Consider the following 20,125-nt stretch of genomic DNA (forward strand, 5'->3'; position numbering starts at 1 on the left):
GGCAGACGGAGCAGCTGACACCTCACCCCCACCCCCACCACTTTCCCTGCTCCAGTTTTTCGAGGTGTTTCCGATACAGCAGTCCGTACGTTGTCCTGATAGGGCCGACGAGGGCCGGTGGGGTTTTCTGCCAGTACACGTAGCGTCGGGTATGGATGCTGGGCGGCTCCCTGGGACCAGCGGCCCCGAGCAGATAGTGGCGCACGTCGACATGGACTGTTTCTACGCCGCCTGCGAACAGCGTCGGGAGCCGGCACTCAGCGGCGAGCCGCTCGTTGTGGGGATGGGCTACGAGAACGGCGCGACCCACGGGGCCGTCGCGACAGCGAGCTACGAGGCCCGGGCGTACGGTGTCGAGTCGGCGATGGCTATCTCCGAAGCACTGGAACGGCTCCCACGGAAGGTTGAGGCCGTCGAGGACCCGGACCTCGATGTCGAGGACGCCGGATTCTACCGCCCCGTCGACATGGACTTCTACGAGTCCATCGCCGCGGATGTCCGGGACATCCTCCATACAGAAGCGGACGTCGTCCGCGAGGTAAGTATCGACGAGGCGTATCTGGATGTAACTGAGCGGGTCTCATGGGAGACTGTCGAGTCGTGGGCAAGAGATCTGAAAGACACAATCGAGTCAGCGGTCGGCGTGGTCGCGAGCGTCGGTGTCGCGCCGACGATGAGCGCCGCGAAGGTGGCCAGCGACCGCGACAAGCCGGACGGGCTGGTCATCGTTGAACCGGGTACCGTCCGGGACTTCTTCGCCGATCTGCCCGTCGAGGACGTCCATGGCGTCGGCCCGGTCACCGCCAGGGAACTCGACTCTCTAGACGTCGGGACTGCGGGCGATCTGGCGGCCGCCGATCCGGAACTGCTGGCCGAGCGCTTCGGCGAGCGCGGCCGCGAGATACGCCGCTACGCCCGCGGCGAGGACGAGCGCTCGGTAACGCCGAAAGGCGACCCCAAGAGTCTCTCGCGGGAATCCGCGTTCACTGACGCGACGACCGATATGGAGACCAAGTGTCGGCAGGTTCGCACCCTCGCCGACGCTGTCGCTGACCGCGCACAGCGAAAGGGTGCGCGCTACCAGACTATCGGCATCAAGGTCGTGACGCCGCCCTTCGACGTGAACACGCGTGCCCGGTCGCTCCCCGGTCCGGTCGAGGAACCCGAACTGGTCAGGCGCATCGCGCTGGACCTGCTCGGCGAGTTCGCTGATGATCCGGTTCGGAAGGTCGGGGTTCGCGTCTCGAACCTGGACTTCTCTGCCGGCGAACAAGCTAATCTGGACGGGTTCGGCAGTGACTCCGGAACCGAAGAGAAGAGCGATAGCTCCGTCGCCGACAACAGCTCAGAGACGGCTAAAGAACAGGACGGGGACGGACAGGTGGGACTCGGAACGTTCGGTGAGAACGACGGGGGCAGCGAGGCTGCCGAGGACACGGGAGGCGAGGGAACTGACGCCAGTGAGGCTCAGGTTGCACTCCCGCCCGGTCAGACGACGCTCGCGGATTTCTAGGGCCGCTCAGGCGACACCGTGTTCCAGATTCTCCAGCAGTTTCCCGACGAACAGGCCGGCTCGTGGCGAAATAGTGTCGTCAGCCGGGACTTCTGTTGGATGCGCGGCCAGCGTGTCGACGAACCGCTGGCTGTGGGTCATCGCGTGTAACATATCGACCACGTCGACCACCAGCCCTTCGTCACTGGTGTCCATCCCGGCGTACCGTTCCTTCTCAGCCTTGGAGTAGGTGATTGTCCAGGCCGGCCCGCCGGCGGCCGCGACGATGTCCTCCAGCGGGGCCACTTCGAGCGGGCCGTCGTCACTCCCGACGTACACCGTTCCGTCCTCGACGAACGTCTCGTACCTGTCCATGGCCAGCCCCAGCCGAACAAGTATGTCAAGGAACCCCACTACAATAGCCGTTACCCCGTCTCAGACTGGCTGGCAACACTCGCTATCTGTTTCGTGTTCGCATCTCGCTGTACCTGAGACCACGTTGGTCAGCACAACCGGTTTACAACTGTCGTTTGTCAGGGAATATATGGTTGAGTTCGGACCACGCGACCGCGAGGCGGTCTACAAGTCCATCTACTCGCGACGGGATATCAGACGATTTGCCGCTGACCCGGTTCCCGAAGACGTGCTGGCACGGATCCTTGATGCCGCACACAACGCGCCCAGCGTCGGGTTCTCGCAACCGTGGGATTTCGTCGTGATCGAGGACGAGCAGACGAAATCAGCGGTCGCAGCGATTGCCGAACGGGCGATAGCCGCCGCACGCGAAGGCTACGAGGAGCCGCGAAAATCAGATTTCGGCCAGTTGAAACTGGAGGGAATAACCGATGCCCCGGTGAATATCTGTGTTACCTGTGACCCCACTCGTGATGCGCCACACGTTCTTGGCCGGAACACGATGCAGCGAATGGACGTTTATTCGACGTGCCTTGCCGTCCAAAACCTCTGGCTCGCTGCCCGTGCCGAAGGTATCGGTGTCGGCTGGGTCTCGTTCCTGTACCCCCACGAACTCCGTGAGGTGTTGAACATTCCACACCACGTTCAGCCTGTGGCCTACCTCTGTGTCGGCTACCCGGAAGACGGCTTCCCTGCTGAACCGGTACTGCAACAGGAAGGCTGGCGTAGTCGCATCGACAGAACGGAACTGGTCCACTACGACGAGTGGGACCCCAGTCGGACACCCGAACCGCAGTCATAACGGAGTCAGAATCGAAGCCCCGCTGATAGCACACAAGAACTTGAACCCCGAGCGAGCGATATCTCGGAGTGGTTTTGAACGGTTTCGCTCCGCGTCTAGACCTGTTCCACAGCTGATGGGCGTCTGACGGAGAGTTATGGGGCCTGCACGCCTCATTCGTGACAGAAACGCATGGCAGAGACCGAACAGATAACTGTCGCGACGACGAGCGCGGGGCCGGGTGGGACCGGGGAACCGGGAGAAACTGTCAATCTCCCGGTGGTGGAACTGCTGACCGGCCGGGGGTTCATCACCGGCAAGAGCGGGTCCGGGAAGTCGAACACGGCGAGCGTCATCGCCGAAAAACTGCTGGACAACGGGTTCGGCCTGCTTATCGTCGACATCGATGGCGAGTACTACGGCCTGAAAGAGGAGTACGAGATACTCCATGTCGGCGGTGACGAGGAGTGTGACATCCAGGTCACGGACGACCACGCCGGCAAGATCGCGTCGCTGGCGCTGGAGCAGAACGTCCCCATCATTCTCGACATCTCGTCGTTCCTCGACGAGGAGGAAGCAGAGACGCTACTGACCGAGGTCGCCAAGCAACTGTTCGCGAAGGCGAAAAAGCAGAAACAGCCCTTCCTGATGCTCGTCGAGGAGTGCCACGAGTGGATGCCGGAGAAGGGGTCGATGGGCGAGGTCGGGAAGATGCTCATCAAGATCGGGAAGCGCGGCCGGAAACACGGGCTGGGCATCGTCGGCATCAGTCAGCGTCCGGCCGACGTGAAGAAAGACTACATCACCCAGTGTGACTGGCTGGTCTGGCATCGCCTGACCTGGAACAACGACACGAAAGTGGTCGGTCGCATCCTCGACAACAAGTACGCCGACGCCGTCGAAGACCTGGACGACGGCGAGGCGTTCATGATGAACGACTGGGCCGAGCAGGTAAGCCGGGTCCAGTTCCACCGCAAGCAGACCTTCGACGCAGGTGCGACGCCGGGCCTCGACGACTTCGAGCGTCCGGAACTCAAGTCCGTCAGCGACGACCTCGTCTCCGAACTGGAGACCATCAGCGACGAACAGCAGGAGACGGAGGACCGCATCAAGGAACTCCGCGAGGAACTGGACAAGAAGAACTCCCGCATCGCTGAACTGGAGGCGGAACTGCAGGACGCCCGGGACCTCTCGCGGATGGCCGAGCAGTTCACTGAAGCGATGCTGGATCAGGCCGAGGACTACAACCCCGGTCGGACAGAACAGGAGAAGATGCGCCGCCAGCGCGAACGGTTCGCTGAACAGTCCACGTCGGACAGCGACGCAGATGCCGACAGCGAGGCGAACGCCGACGATCCCCGCGATGAACAGCCCTCGGAACCGGACGATACCGCTGACGCCACGTCCGGCGGTGGGTTCGGCGACGCGTTCAGCGCCTTTGCCGAGGACGGGGCTGCGATGAACGGCGGGAGCGCCAGTGGCAGCGCAGACGCGAACGGCAGCAGCCCGGACGTTGAACCTGAGTCAGATACCAGCAGTGCGGACGCCGAATCGGCGTCGAACGGTCACGCTGAGAACGGTGCTGTGGCGACGAACGGGACCAGCCCAGACAGCAGTGCGGCGGCCGTGCCAGCCAACGGCCAGGCTGAGACAGACACTGCTGCGGCTGATGACGAAGACCTAAGAGCGGCTATCGCCGAGGCCGTCGAAGCTGAGCAGTCGGACGGGGCAATTGAAGCCGCCGAAGACGAGACGTCGTCCGATGCCGATGGCCCCGCTGTCTACGCCGACCTTCGAGCCGACATCGACGAACTGGACCGAAAGACCCGCCGGATGCTCGCGTACTACCGCGAACAGGGTCCCGGGACGCCGCTGAACGCCCATTTCTCGGCCGGTGGCTCCGGCGATCGGACGGGGGCCTATGCGCGAAACAGGGAGCTCCGGCTCCGCGGTCTAGTCGAGCACGTCGGCCGTGGAAAGTACGACACGCGGCTGGCAGCGCTGGTTCAGGAGGAGAGCAACCGCCGACTCGACGACGACGAGGTCGAGTCAGTCGTCTCCCGACTCGAATCGGCGTTTCTGGACGGGGACAGCGAGTAAAAACTCGTACCGCGATACCGGCGATTTTACAGCAGCGGTTCGACGAGGTCTTCGAGCGCTGCGCGCGGGTCGTCAGCCTTCGCAACGCCGCTGGCCAGCAGGACGCCGCTCGCGCCGAGATCGCTCGCCGAAACGAGGTCCTCGCCGGTCGAGATGCCGGCCCCACAGAGCACGTCCACGTCGCCGTTGACGCGAGCGGCGGCGTCGACCGCGCCGGTCACGATGTCCGGGTCGGCCTTGCTGACGGGTGTTCCGGTCCCGATGAGTTCCGGCGGCTCGACGGCGACGCCATCGGGGTCGAGCGCGGCGGCCGCACCGATCTGTGCGGGGTTGTTCGCACAGACGATGGTTTCGAGGTCTGCGCGGTCGGCGGCGTCGAGCGCGCCGTCGATGTCCGCGAGCTTGAGTCGGTTCTCGGAGTGGTTCAGCAGTGTGCCGACGGCACCGGCGTCCGCCGCGGCTTCGGCGAGGGTACTGCCGGTATGGCTGCCGTGTTCGACGGCGCTGACGTGCTGGGCCCACGTCTCGACACCGGTCTCCGCCACAGCGCTGATCTGTGCGGCCTGTGGCGCGACGGCGACACGAACGCCGGAATCATCGCTCACGTCAGCAGCGGCGGTCGCTACTTCCACTGGATCACACGGGTACGCCTTCAGATTGACAAGGACGAACATACGAAACGCACCGGCTGCTGTGGGGAAATAGGTTGCGAAGCCGCCGTTTGGCGGCCCTATCACTGTGCCGTCGATCCATCTCGGTCCGGCGCTCGGGGATGACAATTATTACGCTTCAGCCGAGACAAGAAACGAGACAAGCCGTGACAGCAGGGGATGACGACACACCGACCGTTCTGATAGTTGAAGACGAGCAACATCTGGCCGACCTGTACACCGATTATTTATCCGAACAGTATCACGTCCAGACGGCCTACAGCGGCGAGGAAGGCTTGGAACTGCTGTCGCCCGACATCGACGTGGTGCTACTCGACCGCCGGATGCCAGTCGTCTCTGGCAACGAAGTGCTCGCACAGATCGAGGAGAAAGGCCTTCGATGCCGTGTCGCGATGGTTACCGCCATCGACCCGGACTTCGACATCATCGAGATGCGCGTCGACGACTACCTTGTCAAACCTGTCACTCGCGACGACCTTCAGGAGGTCGTCGACCGACTGTACAAGATCCGAGAGTACAACGATCGACTTCGAACACTCACATCGAAAAAGCTCAAGCGCAACGTCCTCCGCGTCGAAAAGACCGACCGGGAACTGCAGGACAGTGAACGCTACCAAGCTCTTCAAGATGAGATCGAAACCATCTCATCGAACGTCGAGTCACTCGCTGACGAACTCGACGTCGAAGAAGGCGACCTCCAGCTGTAGCTAGTCCTTTCGCTTCACGACGTCGCCGAGCGTGTACTCGCCGTCGCTGCTGCCGCCGGACCATTCCGTCTCGTCGGCGCTGCCGCCGGCGCTCAGGGAGATCTCGAGTGCACTTTCGAGTTTCTTCTGGACGTCGTCACTAGGCAGTGAGTTGCCCTGTTCGAGCTTCCGGATCAGGCTCGCCTTCTCGTTGAGTTGCTTGGCGAGTTCCTCTTGGCTGAGACCCTGGGATTCCCGACCCTTTCGGATTCGGTCGTGGTAATCCTGTGCGATCTCGTCCATCTCGTCGAACATATCCCGACGGCGGCCACTGGACCCGCCACCACCCGAGGAACTCGACGAGGACGACGAACTCGACGACGATGACGAGGAGGACGACGTCGAGTACTTCGTCGACGTGGACGACGTCTCCTCCGTCTTGACCTCCGTGCCGAAGTCGGTACACTCGTCACAGACGTCGAGTTCGGCTCCCTCGATTTTGACGCGGTTCGGAGACGAAACCTCCGTTCCGCACATCTCGCACTGAACCATACCGACGGCTTGGACGGGGCGCGGTATAAATGGTGCGCTGGCTACTCCAGCGCGGCCATCGCGTGATAGAACCGCTGGGCGGCGGTAACGTGCCCGACGACGGCGAACACGACCAGCAGCCAGCCGACCAGCGTCAGCCCGGCCAGCGCGGTCGGGACGAACGCCGCGACGCCCGTCACGACACCGACGAGTGCGAGCCGGTCGGCGCGACCGAGCAAGCCACCGTACACGCGGTCGAGACCGACCGCCTGCGCCTGCGTCCCGAGATAGGAGGTCATCAGGACGCCGGTGACCGCGGCGATGCCCAGTTCCCACTGGCTCACGCCCGCGGCGAGGCCCACGATAATGCCGATGTCGGCGTAGCGGTCCAGCACGTGGTCCAGCAGGTCACCGCCCGACGACGCGACGTTCAGCTCCCGCGCGAGCGCCCCGTCCACGAGGTCAAGCCAGCCGTTCAGAAAGACGAGGACGGCGCCGCCGAGATACAGCATGGGGTCCTGCGCCGCGACGGCGTACACCCCGCCCGCGCCGAGGGCCAACAGGAACGCGATGACGCTGACGCCATTCGGTGAGAGGCCGGCTACCTTGGCGGCGCTGACGAACGGCCCGAGCGCGCGGTCGGCCAGCGGGCGGAACTTGTCGAGCGTCATAGCCAGTCGATGTAGGAGACAGTCCCTGCACTCGGCTCTCGCTCGCCGTCCACGACGGCTTGAATCTCCCGTGCCACTTCGTCGGGGTCCCGGTCCGTCGTCTCGATCTCGTACACTGACTCCATGCCGTGCTCTTCGACGGCTTCCCCGAGGATGACATCGAGCGCTTCCGACTCCGCGTTCTCGTAGGCCTTCGAATCGTCGTCGCCGCGCTCCCGAAGCCGCTCAACGATGGTTTCAGGGTGGGCTCGCAGCACAATTGCCCGGTCGGCGTCGAAGTGATGCGCGAGGTGGGATTCGAACAGCACGTCGTCACGGCCGTCGAGCCACTCGGACAGCCTGTCGAGGTCGGCAACGAGGCTCCCGCGGTCCTCGTCGATGCCCGTCGAGAACCCATCCTCGTTCTTGATCACGTCGTTGAGGTGGAGCGTGTCGAGGCCTGTATCGAGGTGTTCCACTGCCGTTGTCTTGCCCGTCCCCGGCGTCCCGGTCACGGCGACTCTCACGGCTCGACCACCTCGATGACTTCGTTCAGTACCGAGACGGCGCGTTCCGTGTCCTCACGCGTCCCGCAGGTGATACGGATGCATTCGGGGAGTCCGAACGAGGAACAGTCGCGGATGATGACGCCGCGCTCCTGGGCGGCATCCGCGACGGCCGACGCGTCGCCGACCTCCGCGAGGATGAAGTTTCCTGCGCTGTCCCAGGTCGGCGCGTCGAGTTCCTCAGAGAGGTACTCCCGAGCCCACGAAGCGGTTTCGACGGAGCGCTCGACGTGCTCGTCGTCGTCGAGCGCCGCCAGCCCGGCACGGCAGGCGAGTTCGCTGGCCGAGAACGGCGTGTTGATGCGGGCGTAGGCGTCGGCCCAGTCCTCGGGAACGACAGCGTAGCCGAGTCGAATCCCCGCGAGCCCGTACGCCTTCGAGAACGTCCGCAGGAGCGCAACGTCGTCGCGGTCGTCCAGCAACGGCCGCTTGCTCGGCATTTCGGTGAACTCACCGTAAGCCTCGTCGACGAGGACCAGCGTCTGCTCGTCGGTTTCTTCAGCGATAGTCCGGACTGCATCGGTCGTGAACTCCGCCCCGGTCGGGTTGTGTGGGCTGGTGAGGTAGACGATGCGCTCGCCGTCGTAATCTTTCAGGACAGTGTCGGCGGTCTGAGCGAAGTCGTCAGCCTTCGAGAGCGTGTACTCGTTGACCTCGCCGTGGTGATAGCGGGCACTCATCGCGTAATACGCGAAGCCCGGCGACGGGACGAGTACCTCCTGACCGGGGTCGAGCATCGCCCGGGCGAGGCAGTCCAGTGCGCCGTCCCCGCCGTTGCTCAGCCACACCTGTTCCGGTGTTACGTCCCACATGTCCGCCAGTTCGTCGACGAGGTCGGCGTGGGAGGCCTTCGGATAGGAGTGCATCCGTTCGGCCGACCCGCGAATCGCCTCGACGGCGTCCGGGCTCGGCCCGTACATGTTCTCGTTCGACGCCAGCTTCACCATGTCGTCCGGGTCGAGACCGAGTTCCCGGGCGACCTCCTCGATACCGCGACCTGCCCGATAGACAGTGTGAGCGGAGAGGTCCCGTGGTTCCATGGCTGTGCAAAACGGACGGGGCGGCTTAAGCGTGCTCACATCGGGCGTGGCCGTAGCTCCCCCAGCCAGTTTCGCACAGAAATTTGCTGGCGGCTTCCCGTGAGAAACCCGTCGATGACGGGTAAGGCACGGAATAGCACGCTCCCCACCGAATCCCTGTCAGTGAGTGGTAATGAGCGTTACGGTGAGCCATTGTCCAGTTGCCGACAGCTGTAGCCACCGAAAACGGTAACACACCATAGGCCCTGTTAGCCTGCAATGCCGCTTCTCATCGATATTCGGAAACTCACGCTCATTACGCGGCTCATTCAGGACGGGGCCGAGCAGGTCGCCGATTCGCTGGCGACGCTGGCCGGCGTCGACGCCGCCGTCGAGATCAAGAGTCTCTCGTTCGTCCAACCGGAGGATATCGCCACGGAAATGGGCGGCGGGAATATCTACAGCGCTCGTGTCCGGCTGACAGAGCCGCCCTACGGCGTCTTCCTGATGACGTTCGAGACGGAGACGGCCGCGGAGATTGCGGAGCTGATGACCGGCTCCAGCGTTGACGATGGGTTCACACAGCTCCACGAGTCCGCACTGCAGGAGATGTGTAACATCCTCACATCGGGCTTCATCGACGGCATCGCGAACACGCTGAACGCGACCATCAACATGGGGACGCCGACGGTGGTCCAGGACGACGCGACCGAGATCGCCGACAAGGCGCTCTCGCATGTCCGACGGGACTCGCTGACTATCGTGCTCGACTCGCTCGTCGACATCAAGGAGAGCGATGTCGCGTTCTCGCTCCGCATCTTCCTCATCCCCGACCCCGGCTCGTTCGTCCACCTTATCGACCAACTGGACTACGACACCGACCGCGAGACGCACATCTCTGCCGACACCGACGCGGTCACAGAGCTCGATATGTCGGGTGATGCGGACGCCCTCGATGCCTTTGATTCTTCGGAGTAACTGTACCGAACCCACGACGTTGAAGAGGGTCGCGTCCAACCGCTGCATATGAGTGTCGTAAACGCGGCTGTCTTCGGGGTGCACCTGATATTCGCCGCGCTGTGGGCTGGAACCGTGTTGTTCATGACCTACGCTGTGCTCCCGACGGCGATGAACGGAGACTCCTCGCCGGGACCCCTGTCAGCGATTACCGGGAAGCTCAAGACGGTGTCCCGGGCGAGTGCAACGCTCCTGTTTCTGACGGGTGGGCATCTGGCAGCGACCCGCTACACTGCCGAGTCGCTGACGGGGACTGGTCGCGGCCACCTCGTCATCACGATGATCGTCCTGTGGTTCACTCTGGCCGGCCTCGTTGAGGTCGGCGCGTCGAAGCTCAGCGACGGTTTCGACCAGCAGAAGGTGCGCGAACCGGCTCGGAACGCACGCCCGTTCCTGCTGGGGGCGTCTCTTGTATCAATTCTCCTCTTGCTCGACGCTGGTGCCATTCTCGGCCTGTACTAAAGGGCCGAGATATCAGTTACCGCTTACTCCTCACGCCATACCTGTATCAGCAGATACAAATCATCATCCGGCATATCGAAACTCAATGTGGCCGTGGGGACATCTCGCCGTCGCCTACCTCGTCTTCGTTGTGTTCACCCGGATTGACCCGACCCGTCGCCAGACAGCAGCCACGTTGACTGCGCTGGCGGTGGGGTCGCAGTTCCCGGACCTGATCGACAAACCGTTCGCCTGGACGTTCGGCGTTCTGCCGTCCGGGCGGTCGCTTGCCCATTCGGTGTTCACCCTCCTCGTCCTCGCCGTGGTCTTGCATCGACTCGCCGTCCGATATCGCCGAACGGACCTCTCGACAGCGTTCACAGTCGGTGCATTCGTGCACATCTTGACTGACATGAGCCCGACAGCGGTGGCCGGGGTACTCGGCGGTGACCTGACACAGCTCCAGTGGTTGCGCTTTCTCGTCTGGCCGCTCCAGCCACCGCCGCCATACGCCAACGACACGTCCTTCGTCAAGCAGTTCGCTTCGCTCTCATTCGAACCGTACGTCCTGTTTCAGTTCGGGTTGTTCGGCCTTGCTGTCGCCGTGTGGCTCGCCCACGGCGCGCCCGGCTTCCGGGCAGTCACTCGTCGGAGCAAAGCAGTGTTCACCGAATCTGCTGACTAAAGCCGCTCAGAAACGTGGTCAGCGCACTTCAGTGCGAGTGCGGCAATGGTCAGCGTCGGGTTCATCGACCCGGCGGTGACGAACACCGACGAGGACGCAATCGAGAGGTTCGCCACGTCGTGGGTCCGTAGCTGCGGATCGACCACGCTCGTTTGTGGGTCAGTCCCCATCCGCGTCGTACCCATGTGGTGGTACGCTGGCCCGGTGTCGGCCGGCCCAACCGTCCACGAGATGTCGACCCCCAGCTCCGACAGCACGGCGTGCTGTATCTCGTTCGCCCGCGAGAGCGACCGCTCCAGTCGGTCGCCCCACGACCACTGGATGTCCGGCACCGGGTTCCCGTGATCGTCCGTCGTTGACGTGTCCAGCGTCACACGGTTCTCCTTTCGCGGCGGCTGGCCGACCAGTCCGCCCATCGCGATGCTGGTGCCGTAGCTCTCGCGGAGGCTCGACAGCAGCGTATCGCCCCACTCCTCGCCGGAGAGCGCGAGTTCGACCGGCGACGGACCGGCGTAGTTCAGAAACTCCAGTTTCAGCGGCGACAGCGCCTCGTCGGTCGCCCCAACGACCGTCTCGCCGTCCGAGACATGCTCGACTGCCTGCCCGGGGTCGTCGTAGAACTGGTGACACTCACTCGTGAGAAAGCCGACGTGGTTCTGTCGCGTTTCCCGGCCGAGCGTCCCGCCCGCCCCGGCGAACAGGTGGTCCATGAAGTAGTGGCCGACCAGCCCCGAACTGTTCGCCAGCCCGTCCGGATGGTCGTCGCTCGCTGACAGGAGCAGGAGTCGCGGCGTCTCGACGCCGCCCGCCGCGATGACGAACTCGCGGGCCGTCTGGCGGTGTTCGGTCCCATCTGGCGTCGCGTAGACGGCCGCCTCGACACGCCCGTCGCCGTCAGTGACGAGACGCTGGACCGGCGCACGGTCGATGACTCTGGCTCCCTCGGCTTCGGCGTCCTCGATGTGGACGCTGGCGTCGTACTTTGCGCCCGAGGGACAGACCGGCTGGCAGGTCCCGTAGCCGACGCATGGCCCGCGGCCATCGTACGGTTCAGAGTTCCGGGCGTTAGGAACGGAGTGCATCGTGATGCCCAACTGCTCGCAGGCCTCCGCGAACAACGAGTCGCTGTACGACGGCGGGAACCCGGGCAGCGGATATGCACCGTCTCGCGGCGGTGCAAAGGGGTTGTCCGCGTCACCGGCGACCCCAAGCGCCCGCTCGGCGTCCGCGTAGTACGGCCGCAGGTCGTCGTAGCTGATCGGCCACGCCGGGTCGTCGGTGTCGTGGCTGCCGTCGAAATCAGAGGGGTGCAATCGCATCACCATCCCCTGCCAGTGCAGCGTTGACCCGCCGACGCCTTTGACCCGTGAGATGTTCAACGGGTAGTACCGCTCGCCGCTCGCACTGAACGCATCGCGGTCGCCGCCCATCTCCCAGACGGACCCGTGGTCGCCGGGCCGGATCGCCGCCTCCATCTGCTGCTCTCGTTTCGACCTGTCGAACCGCGGCCCGGCCTCCAGCACGACCACCTCCTGTCCGTCGCTGGCGAGTCGGCTCGCGATGAGTGCCCCTGCCGGCCCCGCCCCGACGACACAGACATCCGCCCGCTCGGACGGCTCCCGGTCCATTTCAGCATGAGTTAGGTAAGCCTAAACTTATACGTTGGCATCTCAGGTGCCGTGTACGGCGACTACGTCGCCTCCCAGCCATCATAGGCCGTGTCGGCACGACAGTATGGGCAGACGTGTTCACGCCGCTGCGCGCGACCTGTATGGTTTGAACTCCGTCTAGTTCGCTCGTCGCAGAACGGGCGTGGCGGGAGTGAGCAAACGCGGCGCGTTTGCGAACTACGCCACGGCTGCGAGTGTGTTTCGAGCGGACGCGAGAAACCACGAAGCGGGCGTGGCGGGATTCGAACCGCCTGAACTTCGCTCGCTTCGCTCCCTCGTTCCGTGCTTCGAATCTCCGTGCGTTTTCACGGCTCACTGTCGTTCGCCGGAAAACGGGCGTGGCGGGATTCGAACCCGCGTTCTAGGGGTTAGGAACCCCTCGCCCTGGTCCACTAGGCCACACGCCCTACCGGGTGGTCGATTGAGCGGTGAAAAATCCTTTCGTTATCACTATCGCCAGCTGAAAACGGAGAAGTGGTCGAGATTACGTCTCGGTTTCTGTCGCCGTCTCGGTCGATTCGGACGAGTCCACGGTGGACGCGTCGGCTCCTTCTGCAGCGCCGCCATCACGCATTTCTTCGAGTTCCTGTTCGACTTCTTCGCGCCCCTTCTGGAACTCGCCCATGGCTTCGCCAGTCGACCGCGCTAGTTTTGGAATCTTGTTCGCGCCGAACAGCAGGACGGCGATGAGGAGGATGACCATCATCTCCGTCGTCCCGGGCATCCCCGGGAACAGTACTCCGGATGTCCCTAACATTGTATCCGAAGGTTACGTGGTTGCTATTATAACCTTTTTGCTCAGGACGGCTTGGCAGGCGAGTCACTGCCGTCGAGACCGACTCTCCAGTACTGGCTGGCGTGGGAAGCAGACCGAACGGTAGTCATAACGGAGCCGTGGCCGCTTTGTCTGTCGAAACGGCCTCGCCGGGAACCGACGGCGAGGCCTGACACAGGGGGCGTGGGCAATGGGTGTGGCTCGGAAGCGGCAACACGAGGCACTGGATCTCTGACTTCACGGTGTCGCTGGCTTGGGTTGGCACGTCGATGGGTAGACCGCAGCATGTCCACGGGACTGAGTCGATAGCTGGGGCTGTTCAGGTGACACGATTTCCGTGGCCATGTCCGACATACATGGTCTGCCTGCGTGCGGGTTCGCACCCGCAGTACCGGCTACACGCTCGTGTCAATTTGTTATATTCTTGTTAAGCCACTGCTCACCAACCATAGCGCAGGACGGGCACACTCTCCGCCCGGAGATATAACTACTGTCGGGCGCTCAAAGATACCAGATGACGGCCGATAGTCACACAATGGAAGTCAGGAGCGGAGAAGAGGTAACGATCCGACCGATCAAGCCCGTGGGGGAGGACGTCGTTCGAGTCGATATCGAGGCTGACGGGGTGTGGCGACTCGATATCACGCGTGAGGGCGAAATCGCTGATGTCGTCACGACCCGTGACGCTAACGGGACACTTGCGGACCGCGACCTGCCGGAGTGGATCGATGAGGTCACGGCGAAGTTTGCACAGTTCTGAGCACGTCCGGACTCGGTCAGGTCGGAAAGGGTTTTACTCGCCTGGGTCAACTCGGCAGTATGGTATCAGTCGGAGACACTGCACCCGATTTCACGGCACCGATCGCAAACGGCGACGTTGACGAAATAACGCTGTCCGAGGCGCTCGACGACGGGCCTGTCGTGCTCGCGTTCTTCCCGGGCGCATTCACCAGCGTTTGCAGTCACGAGATGAACTCGTTTCAGGACCGACTCGACGAACTCACCGAGGCAGGGGCGACGTTGTACGGTGTCAGCATCGACACACCGTTCTCACAGAACGCGTTCCGGGACGAGCTGGGACTTGAGTTCGACCTCGTCAGCGACTCCGGGCGGGAGATAGTCGATGCCTACGACATTTCGATGGACTTCGAGGCACTCGGCGTTCCGAACGTAGCAAAGCGAGCTGTCTTTGTTGTCGACGAAAATCAGGAAGTCACGTACGCCTGGGTCAGTGACGACCCTGGCGTTGAACCGGACTACGACGAGGTTATCGACGCCGCCACCTGATCGCGCCGGTGGGGGATTTTTCGCGGTGGATCGTCTGGGTTGTGGTATGAGCGTTGATAGCGACGATACCAGCGGCCGTATCTACGACCCCGAGGCGGACCATGCGTTCCCGGACGAGCGACTGAACGCAGTTCTCGACACCATCACGGCTGACGAGGAGATCCAGGCGTATCTCGAAGCCCAGAACATCAACCCCGTCGCGCGCAAACAGTACAACGACCACGGCGCGAAACACATCGGTATCGTTCGGAACCGAGCGCTGTGCCTGTATGACCTCCTCAAACAGGGCGGCGTCGAGTTCAACGGTGCGGCCGACCACGGCCTCGACGAGGCTGACGAGGCTGTCATCATCGCACTCGCAACGACGTTGCACGACATTGGGCACGTCGTCCACCGCGATTCACACCCGTACTATTCGATCCCGCTTGCGGCCGACATCCTCGATGACCTGCTCGACGAGCTCTACGACGTTCGACAGGCCGTTCAAATAAAAGGCGAGGTGTTACACGCGATTCTCTGTCACCACACAGAGGAAAACCCGCTGACGCTGGAAGCCGGCGTCGTTCGCGTCGCCGACGCACTGGACATGGAGCGTGGCCGTTCTCGCATTCCGTACAAGCGCGGCGGACGCGGTATCGACACCGTCTCCAGCCAGGCTATCGAGACGGTGACGCTGAGCCCAGGCGACGACTATCCTGTCCTCGTCGAAATCGCGATGAACAACGCGGCCGGCGTCTATCAGGTTGATAATCTTCTAAAAGCCAAACTCAAGCACTCTGGACTGGAAGAACACGTCCGTATCGTTGCGCTCAACACTCGAGAGGACGGCAACCAGATCGTCGAACGAATCGAACTCTAAGCAGGAGCGACACAACGGTTTTGTACCGTGCTTCCCTAGCTATGCCCATGAGTCTCACACCCATGGATGAGCCACGGGGTGCCCGGGGCAAGACGGACGACGGCGACGTGCCGTCGCCCTCGCTTCTGGACCGGGTCAGGTACCGCGTGCACTCAGCCATTGAGACCATTTCGTTTGGGGAGAGGTGTGTTGAGTGGCTTGATAGACGTGGTCGAGACAAACCACAGTCGACGATTCACACGGATGGGTTCGCTGACGATGTCGTTGCGCCGCCGGAGTGTCCGTCGATCAGCGATCTTCCGACGCGGTCACGACCATTTACGTACCCGACGCGGAATCACGCGGAGAGCAACACTGTCGACCTCATCGCAGTCGAGGGCGGGGACCAGCTCACCATGACACATCCGGACAACTCGGATGCGAAAATAACATCTGATATCTGGGTCGACGTCGAACAGTAACCAGTGGGGTCTTTGCTTTCTTGCCCTCCAGTGTCGGCATATATCTCATTGGAACGCTGTCATACTCGCTTTAGCTAGCAACGTAGTACCCTATTCTTCGCATCTGCGAGACTACCGATTGGGTGCTGTTGTTATAGACGGATAGATATGTATATATAACCTTGAGTGGGCTGCTGTTATCGATTTTGATGTTATGGGCGAGAAACTTTTTTAAACGCAATTGCTTGACCAAACATGGTCGGCATTGGCCCATTCGGAACACTAGAGGTTGTAGGTCTGCTCGTTGCAGTAATCGGCTTAGTACCCGTCCTCTCACAGTATCGGGAAGAAACTCGGTGGTTCACCGCCGGGTACGTCCTCCTTGTGGTTGGAATGGTAGCAACAAACCTCGAAGCGGTCGTTCTCGGTGATGTACTGAATTTTGTTGAACACGGCGTCGGAATCGGTGTTGCTGGGATTACTTTCTTCCTAGCCGCCTATCTTCGTCGGGAGAACCGGATCAAAACTGAGGGCTAACAATGGTCGGAATTACACCCATCTTCGACGGTCTGGGCGCGCTCGGCTTTGTCGCTGCGACTGCGCTTGGCTGGCTCAATTATCGGGATACTGAAGCCGAGTCGGCCTTCTGGCTGACGTTCAGCTTTGCATCCACGCTTGGGGCCGTCTGGACATTCAGCCTCATGCTGGAGAAAGCCGGCATCTACGTAGAGGTGTTCAATCTGGCAACAGGGCCGTTGATGACATCAACCGTTGCCGTCTTCGCTATCGGAGGGACAGCCACCCTCTCGCTTGTCACGGAGATGCAAGAACTGGTCGACGAGGCAGAGACGAAACGACAGGAAGCAGAGCAAGCGAAACAGAAGGCAAACAAACAGCGCAAGCAGGCAAAAGACGCACAGCGTGAATCCGAGGAGGCGCGAGCGGAGATCGAAGAACGCGAGGCGGAGCTTGAGCAGTTGACCGCAGATCTAGAATCGACCGCCACGTCCTACGGCCAAGCGATGGAACGAGCAGCGGCTGGGGATCTTACGGTCCGAGTAGACGCGGATAGCCAGAACGATGCGATGGCAAGAATCGGGTCGGGGTTCAACTCGATGATGGACGAACTCCAGACCGTTATCGCCGAGATCCAATCGTTCGCACAGCAGGTTGACACGGAAAGCACAGAAGTCACAGGCGGGGCTTCGGATATCCGGTCCGCCAGTGCAGAGGTCGCCGAGAGCACTGAAGAGATTTCTGCCGGAACGGAAACACAGAGCGAGAAAATTAACGAAGCGAGCAGCGAGATGAGCGACTTATCGGCGACGATTGAAGAGATCGCCTCCTCGTCTGAAGAAGTCGCTACCCAGTCACAGCAGGCCGCAGAACTGGGTCAGGAAGGTGAAGAATCGGCCGGGACAGCCGTCGAAAAGATGGCCACGCTTGAAGCCCGGACTGATGAAACCGTCTCGGAGGTAGCAGAACTTCAGAATGCTGTCGAACGAATCGAAGAGGTTGTGAACCTGATAAACGACATCGCGGAACAGACGAACATGCTCGCGCTCAATGCGTCAATTGAGGCCGCGCGTGCCGGTGAAGCGGGTGAAGGATTTGCCGTTGTGGCGTCCGAGATCAAAACGCTGGCCGGTGAGACTGCCGACGCAACCCAGGAAGTCGAGACACTAATCGAGGGGATCGAAGAATCGACGGAAAGTGTCGCCGACGATATCTACGACACGCAGTCGGAGGTCGAGGAAACTCGGGAAACAATCGACGAGACAGCCACCGCACTGAATCGAATTGTCACCGAAGTCGAGGAGGCCAGCAGCGCGATCCAGTCGATCAGCCAGGCCACCGATCAACAGGCTGATTCCGGGCAGAAGGTCGTCACGATGCTGGACGAAGTTACATCGATTAGCGACCAGACAGCCGAACAGGCACAGGAAGTGTCGGCGGCAACGGAGGAGCAGACTGCGACGATTCAGGAGATTGCGACTAGTGCTGATTCGCTGTCAGACAGCGCAGAGCGACTCCTCTCCCTTGTCGCCCAATTTGACGTACAGGAGCAGCAGGCCCAGACAGGGGCTGTGAATGCGGGAGCGACGACGGACTAACAGAGAGCCAACGACTAAAAATCGTACTGCGCGATGTCACCGGAGCCACACACTGGACAGGTCGAGCTATCCGTTTCGATAGTGGTTCCACAGCGTCGACACTCCAGATGTGACCGCTGTTGAGTCCCCACGACACGGCGTAATCGCTCGATCATATTGCCAGACAGGGAGCCAGGCCGTATATAATCGGGTAATTCACAGTGAAAGTGAAAACCGCAAGACAGAGGGCCGATTCCGATGGGCCGTCAGCCGGGCGTCAGACATCGCTATCACGCCATCTGGGCCGCCAGTCACGACAGTTACGCGCGGGCCTGCTCACCGCGGTCCCGCTCCCCGGACGCGTACAGAAGTGCCAGAAACAGCCCAACTGCGAACAGCCAGACCACCACCAGCCAGAGCAGTATCGATTGGACCCCACTCCAGAGCATGGGCTGTAAGCGTCACTATCGGTACTTAATTAGTAGCACTGTATCGGGAACGGATACAGTGACACAAGTGGATTATACCTCGGATAACCGTGACACCGGCGTCGGTAACCCCCTACACCGCCCCTACTGACTCGGACGCACGAAGACCTCGCTCCTGTCGGCCGCGCAGTCCCGACACTCGTCTGTTCCGGGCCGCCCAGACGTTTTTGTGCACGCCGACGTAGCCACGCCCGATGACGGGAACAGCCGCGGCCGAGCCCACTGTGACGACGTTCACGTCGACCGTCGACCGTATCGATTCGACCGCCGTCGTGCTAGCGGAGACATACTTCTACGCTGAAGGCGGTGGTCAGCCGGCAGACCGGGGCACTCTTGGAGGTGTCGAGGTCGTCGACGTCCAGCACCGAAACGGCGATATCGTCCACGAACTGGCCGAGCCGCCGGCGTTCGATCCGGGCGAGACAGTCGAAGGCCAGATTGACACGGCGTTCCGGACGTACTGCATGCGTGCCCACACGGCCAGTCACGTCCTCTATGGCGCTGGTCGCCGGCTGCTGTCGGATCTCGGCTACGGCGGGTTCGACATCAGCGCGACAATCCCGGACGATGCCGGTGGCGACGAATTCGGACCGGCTATCTCCGGGAAGGTGCGTGTAGATTTCGAAACGACAACCGAAATCGACGACGAGACACTCTCCGAACTTGAGCGGCTGACTAACCGCGCGGTCTGGGAATCATACGACGTGACCTGGGAAGAAATACCGCGTGACGAGGCACTGGACCGCGACGATATCGCGTTCAACACGAAGACCGAAGAGGGAATCGAGGGTGAGACAGTCCGTGTCGTCACCATCGAGGACTGGGACGTGGCAGCCTGTGGTGGGACACACGTCGGGAACACGCGGGAGATCGGGCCAGTGACCGTGCTCGGTCGGTCCAACCCCGGCGAGGGTCTGACTCGCGTCGAGTTCGCCGTCGGTCCGCGAGCGATCCGCCAGCGCGCGACCGAGCACGAGCAGGCGATGGCTGCCGCCCAGTCGCTGGATACGAACGTTACTGAACTCCCGGATGCTGTCGACGGACTCCAGTCGGAGCGCGACGACCTCCGGGGCACCGTATCGACCCTCCAAGAGCGTCTGGTCGATTCCCGTCTCGCTGACCTGCGTGACGACGCCATCGAAGCGGACGGGCAGCGGTGGCTCGTCGGGACCGTGACGGGTCTCGACGCGAACGCGCTCGCTGACCGGGCGGATTCCGCTGTCGACGACGATATCGACGTGGCCGCGCTGGTCGACGCCGATGGGCAGTATCTCGGCGTCGCGACGACTGGCGGCGTCGATGCCGGCGAAGTGGTCGATCAGGTGACCACAGAGTTCGGTGGCGGCGGCGGCGGGCGACCGACAGTCGCACAGGGTGGTGGACTCGGCGCTGATGGGGATGCTATCGTCGCTTTCCTCAAGGACCTCCCCGGAAACGTGGATTGAGCGGGCGAAACAGGC

General features: G+C 62.2%; 23 protein-coding genes and 1 tRNA gene. 14 read left to right on the plus strand and 10 right to left on the minus strand.

Annotation, left to right across the window (positions count from 1 at the left end; translation table 11 throughout):
• Positions 1–151: 151 nt before the first annotated feature.
• On the plus strand, positions 152–1,513 hold the full coding sequence (gene dinB / locus ACYJ11_RS12320) for a DNA polymerase IV (protein WP_461647984.1): 1,362 nt from the start codon (positions 152–154) through the stop codon (positions 1,511–1,513).
• A 6-nt stretch (positions 1,514–1,519) separates the two neighbouring features.
• Here the strand turns inward: dinB and ACYJ11_RS12325 are convergent, their stop codons facing one another.
• A complete protein-coding gene (locus ACYJ11_RS12325) occupies positions 1,520–1,867 on the minus strand; it encodes a hypothetical protein (RefSeq protein WP_461648437.1) in 348 nt (115 codons plus the stop codon).
• Between the two features lie 169 nt (positions 1,868–2,036).
• On the opposite strand from ACYJ11_RS12325, the gene bluB reads away from it, so the two are divergent.
• The gene (gene bluB, locus ACYJ11_RS12330) at positions 2,037–2,708 is read left to right on the plus strand and encodes a 5,6-dimethylbenzimidazole synthase (protein WP_170098007.1); all 672 of its coding nucleotides are present in this window, start codon (positions 2,037–2,039) and stop codon (positions 2,706–2,708) included.
• A 171-nt stretch (positions 2,709–2,879) separates the two neighbouring features.
• Positions 2,880–4,787 (plus strand): ATP-binding protein, encoded by a 1,908-nt coding sequence (locus ACYJ11_RS12335; protein ID WP_461647985.1) that lies wholly within the window; start codon positions 2,880–2,882, stop codon positions 4,785–4,787.
• Between the two features lie 26 nt (positions 4,788–4,813).
• Here ACYJ11_RS12335 and tpiA read toward each other — a convergent pair whose 3' ends face one another.
• Complete coding sequence (gene tpiA, locus ACYJ11_RS12340; RefSeq protein WP_005535122.1) at positions 4,814–5,461, minus strand: triose-phosphate isomerase; 648 nt, start codon at positions 5,459–5,461, stop codon at positions 4,814–4,816.
• A 98-nt stretch (positions 5,462–5,559) separates the two neighbouring features.
• Between tpiA and ACYJ11_RS12345 the strand changes: the two genes are divergently transcribed.
• Positions 5,560–6,165: a response regulator transcription factor gene (locus ACYJ11_RS12345; protein WP_461647986.1), complete on the plus strand. Its 606-nt coding sequence runs from the start codon at positions 5,560–5,562 to the stop codon at positions 6,163–6,165.
• Here ACYJ11_RS12345 and ACYJ11_RS12350 read toward each other — a convergent pair whose 3' ends face one another.
• From ACYJ11_RS12350 to hisC, 4 genes are read right to left on the minus strand one after another with little or no spacing between them, the layout of a single operon-like run.
• Positions 6,166–6,696, minus strand: coding sequence for a multiprotein bridging factor aMBF1 (locus ACYJ11_RS12350; protein WP_170098004.1), 531 nt, complete (start codon positions 6,694–6,696; stop codon positions 6,166–6,168).
• A gap of 41 nt (positions 6,697–6,737) precedes the next feature.
• Positions 6,738–7,346, minus strand: coding sequence for a CDP-alcohol phosphatidyltransferase family protein (locus ACYJ11_RS12355; protein WP_461647987.1), 609 nt, complete (start codon positions 7,344–7,346; stop codon positions 6,738–6,740).
• Complete coding sequence (locus tag ACYJ11_RS12360) at positions 7,343–7,852, minus strand: adenylate kinase family protein (protein ID WP_461647988.1); 510 nt, start codon at positions 7,850–7,852, stop codon at positions 7,343–7,345. The genes ACYJ11_RS12355 and ACYJ11_RS12360 overlap by 4 nt, the downstream gene beginning before the upstream one ends.
• Positions 7,849–8,931 carry a histidinol-phosphate transaminase gene (gene hisC, locus ACYJ11_RS12365; RefSeq protein ID WP_461647989.1) on the minus strand — a complete coding sequence of 361 codons (1,083 nt, stop codon included), beginning with the start codon at positions 8,929–8,931 and terminating at the stop codon, positions 7,849–7,851. Before hisC ends, ACYJ11_RS12360 begins: the two co-directional genes overlap by 4 nt.
• A gap of 258 nt (positions 8,932–9,189) precedes the next feature.
• Here hisC and ACYJ11_RS12370 point away from each other — a divergent pair, with 258 nt between their 5' ends.
• The 3 genes from ACYJ11_RS12370 to ACYJ11_RS12380 all read left to right on the plus strand — a co-directional run bounded on the left by ACYJ11_RS12370 (position 9,190) and on the right by ACYJ11_RS12380 (position 11,053).
• Positions 9,190–9,888, plus strand: a complete 699-nt coding sequence (locus ACYJ11_RS12370; RefSeq protein WP_188976424.1) for a chemotaxis protein CheC — start codon at positions 9,190–9,192, stop codon at positions 9,886–9,888.
• Between the two features lie 48 nt (positions 9,889–9,936).
• Complete coding sequence (locus ACYJ11_RS12375) at positions 9,937–10,389, plus strand: hypothetical protein (RefSeq protein ID WP_005535107.1); 453 nt, start codon at positions 9,937–9,939, stop codon at positions 10,387–10,389.
• 85 nt (positions 10,390–10,474) lie between these two features.
• Positions 10,475–11,053: a metal-dependent hydrolase gene (locus tag ACYJ11_RS12380; RefSeq protein WP_461647990.1), complete on the plus strand. Its 579-nt coding sequence runs from the start codon at positions 10,475–10,477 to the stop codon at positions 11,051–11,053.
• Here ACYJ11_RS12380 and ACYJ11_RS12385 read toward each other — a convergent pair.
• The 3 genes from ACYJ11_RS12385 to ACYJ11_RS12395 form a co-directional block, all read right to left on the minus strand.
• A complete protein-coding gene (locus ACYJ11_RS12385; protein ID WP_461647991.1) occupies positions 11,050–12,681 on the minus strand; it encodes a GMC family oxidoreductase in 1,632 nt (543 codons plus the stop codon). The two genes, ACYJ11_RS12380 and ACYJ11_RS12385, sit on opposite strands and share 4 nt — an antisense overlap.
• A 375-nt stretch (positions 12,682–13,056) precedes the next feature.
• Positions 13,057–13,130, minus strand: a tRNA-Arg gene (locus ACYJ11_RS12390).
• 77 nt (positions 13,131–13,207) lie between these two features.
• Positions 13,208–13,447 (minus strand): twin-arginine translocase TatA/TatE family subunit, encoded by a 240-nt coding sequence (locus ACYJ11_RS12395; protein ID WP_170098536.1) that lies wholly within the window; start codon positions 13,445–13,447, stop codon positions 13,208–13,210.
• A 565-nt stretch (positions 13,448–14,012) separates the two neighbouring features.
• On the opposite strand from ACYJ11_RS12395, the gene ACYJ11_RS12400 reads away from it, so the two are divergent.
• The 6 genes from ACYJ11_RS12400 (at position 14,013) to ACYJ11_RS12425 (ending at position 18,198) form a co-directional block, all read left to right on the plus strand.
• Complete coding sequence (locus tag ACYJ11_RS12400) at positions 14,013–14,258, plus strand: hypothetical protein (RefSeq protein WP_461647992.1); 246 nt, start codon at positions 14,013–14,015, stop codon at positions 14,256–14,258.
• A 59-nt stretch (positions 14,259–14,317) separates the two neighbouring features.
• The gene (locus ACYJ11_RS12405) at positions 14,318–14,785 is read left to right on the plus strand and encodes a peroxiredoxin (protein ID WP_188976432.1); all 468 of its coding nucleotides are present in this window, start codon (positions 14,318–14,320) and stop codon (positions 14,783–14,785) included.
• A gap of 46 nt (positions 14,786–14,831) precedes the next feature.
• Positions 14,832–15,644: an HD domain-containing protein gene (locus ACYJ11_RS12410; protein ID WP_461647993.1), complete on the plus strand. Its 813-nt coding sequence runs from the start codon at positions 14,832–14,834 to the stop codon at positions 15,642–15,644.
• 62 nt (positions 15,645–15,706) lie between these two features.
• Positions 15,707–16,105, plus strand: a complete 399-nt coding sequence (locus tag ACYJ11_RS12415; RefSeq protein ID WP_461648438.1) for a hypothetical protein — start codon at positions 15,707–15,709, stop codon at positions 16,103–16,105.
• A gap of 234 nt (positions 16,106–16,339) precedes the next feature.
• Positions 16,340–16,621: a hypothetical protein gene (locus tag ACYJ11_RS12420; protein ID WP_005535092.1), complete on the plus strand. Its 282-nt coding sequence runs from the start codon at positions 16,340–16,342 to the stop codon at positions 16,619–16,621.
• Between the two features lie 2 nt (positions 16,622–16,623).
• The gene (locus ACYJ11_RS12425; RefSeq protein ID WP_005535091.1) at positions 16,624–18,198 is read left to right on the plus strand and encodes a methyl-accepting chemotaxis protein; all 1,575 of its coding nucleotides are present in this window, start codon (positions 16,624–16,626) and stop codon (positions 18,196–18,198) included.
• Positions 18,199–18,497: 299 nt separating this feature from the next.
• On the opposite strand, the gene ACYJ11_RS12430 is transcribed toward ACYJ11_RS12425, so the two are convergent.
• A complete protein-coding gene (locus tag ACYJ11_RS12430) occupies positions 18,498–18,626 on the minus strand; it encodes a hypothetical protein (RefSeq protein WP_461647994.1) in 129 nt (42 codons plus the stop codon).
• A 233-nt stretch (positions 18,627–18,859) separates the two neighbouring features.
• Here ACYJ11_RS12430 and ACYJ11_RS12435 point away from each other — a divergent pair, with 233 nt between their 5' ends.
• Positions 18,860–20,110 carry an alanyl-tRNA editing protein gene (locus tag ACYJ11_RS12435; RefSeq protein ID WP_461647995.1) on the plus strand — a complete coding sequence of 417 codons (1,251 nt, stop codon included), beginning with the start codon at positions 18,860–18,862 and terminating at the stop codon, positions 20,108–20,110.
• The last annotated feature ends 15 nt before the right edge of the window (positions 20,111–20,125 follow it).

Source organism: Haloarcula sp. H-GB5, from assembly GCF_054850705.1.

Bases quoted from the DNA above. Each gene is read 5' to 3' on its own strand.
- dinB (WP_461647984.1), top strand. From the start codon at position 152: ATGGATGCTGGGCGGCTCCCTGGGACCAGCGGCCCCGAGCAGATAGTG.
- ACYJ11_RS12325 (WP_461648437.1), bottom strand. From the start codon at position 1,867: ATGGACAGGTACGAGACGTTCGTCGAGGACGGAACGGTGTACGTCGGG.
- bluB (WP_170098007.1), top strand. From the start codon at position 2,037: ATGGTTGAGTTCGGACCACGCGACCGCGAGGCGGTCTACAAGTCCATC.
- ACYJ11_RS12335 (WP_461647985.1), top strand. From the start codon at position 2,880: ATGGCAGAGACCGAACAGATAACTGTCGCGACGACGAGCGCGGGGCCG.
- tpiA (WP_005535122.1), bottom strand. From the start codon at position 5,461: ATGTTCGTCCTTGTCAATCTGAAGGCGTACCCGTGTGATCCAGTGGAA.
- ACYJ11_RS12345 (WP_461647986.1), top strand. From the start codon at position 5,560: ATGACAATTATTACGCTTCAGCCGAGACAAGAAACGAGACAAGCCGTG.
- ACYJ11_RS12350 (WP_170098004.1), bottom strand. From the start codon at position 6,696: ATGGTTCAGTGCGAGATGTGCGGAACGGAGGTTTCGTCTCCGAACCGC.
- ACYJ11_RS12355 (WP_461647987.1), bottom strand. From the start codon at position 7,346: ATGACGCTCGACAAGTTCCGCCCGCTGGCCGACCGCGCGCTCGGGCCG.
- hisC (WP_461647989.1), bottom strand. From the start codon at position 8,931: ATGGAACCACGGGACCTCTCCGCTCACACTGTCTATCGGGCAGGTCGC.
- ACYJ11_RS12370 (WP_188976424.1), top strand. From the start codon at position 9,190: ATGCCGCTTCTCATCGATATTCGGAAACTCACGCTCATTACGCGGCTC.
- ACYJ11_RS12375 (WP_005535107.1), top strand. From the start codon at position 9,937: ATGAGTGTCGTAAACGCGGCTGTCTTCGGGGTGCACCTGATATTCGCC.
- ACYJ11_RS12380 (WP_461647990.1), top strand. From the start codon at position 10,475: ATGTGGCCGTGGGGACATCTCGCCGTCGCCTACCTCGTCTTCGTTGTG.
- ACYJ11_RS12385 (WP_461647991.1), bottom strand. From the start codon at position 12,681: ATGGACCGGGAGCCGTCCGAGCGGGCGGATGTCTGTGTCGTCGGGGCG.
- ACYJ11_RS12395 (WP_170098536.1), bottom strand. From the start codon at position 13,447: ATGCCCGGGACGACGGAGATGATGGTCATCCTCCTCATCGCCGTCCTG.
- ACYJ11_RS12400 (WP_461647992.1), top strand. From the start codon at position 14,013: ATGACGGCCGATAGTCACACAATGGAAGTCAGGAGCGGAGAAGAGGTA.
- ACYJ11_RS12405 (WP_188976432.1), top strand. From the start codon at position 14,318: ATGGTATCAGTCGGAGACACTGCACCCGATTTCACGGCACCGATCGCA.
- ACYJ11_RS12410 (WP_461647993.1), top strand. From the start codon at position 14,832: ATGAGCGTTGATAGCGACGATACCAGCGGCCGTATCTACGACCCCGAG.
- ACYJ11_RS12415 (WP_461648438.1), top strand. From the start codon at position 15,707: ATGGATGAGCCACGGGGTGCCCGGGGCAAGACGGACGACGGCGACGTG.
- ACYJ11_RS12420 (WP_005535092.1), top strand. From the start codon at position 16,340: ATGGTCGGCATTGGCCCATTCGGAACACTAGAGGTTGTAGGTCTGCTC.
- ACYJ11_RS12425 (WP_005535091.1), top strand. From the start codon at position 16,624: ATGGTCGGAATTACACCCATCTTCGACGGTCTGGGCGCGCTCGGCTTT.
- ACYJ11_RS12430 (WP_461647994.1), bottom strand. From the start codon at position 18,626: ATGCTCTGGAGTGGGGTCCAATCGATACTGCTCTGGCTGGTGGTGGTC.
- ACYJ11_RS12435 (WP_461647995.1), top strand. From the start codon at position 18,860: ATGACGGGAACAGCCGCGGCCGAGCCCACTGTGACGACGTTCACGTCG.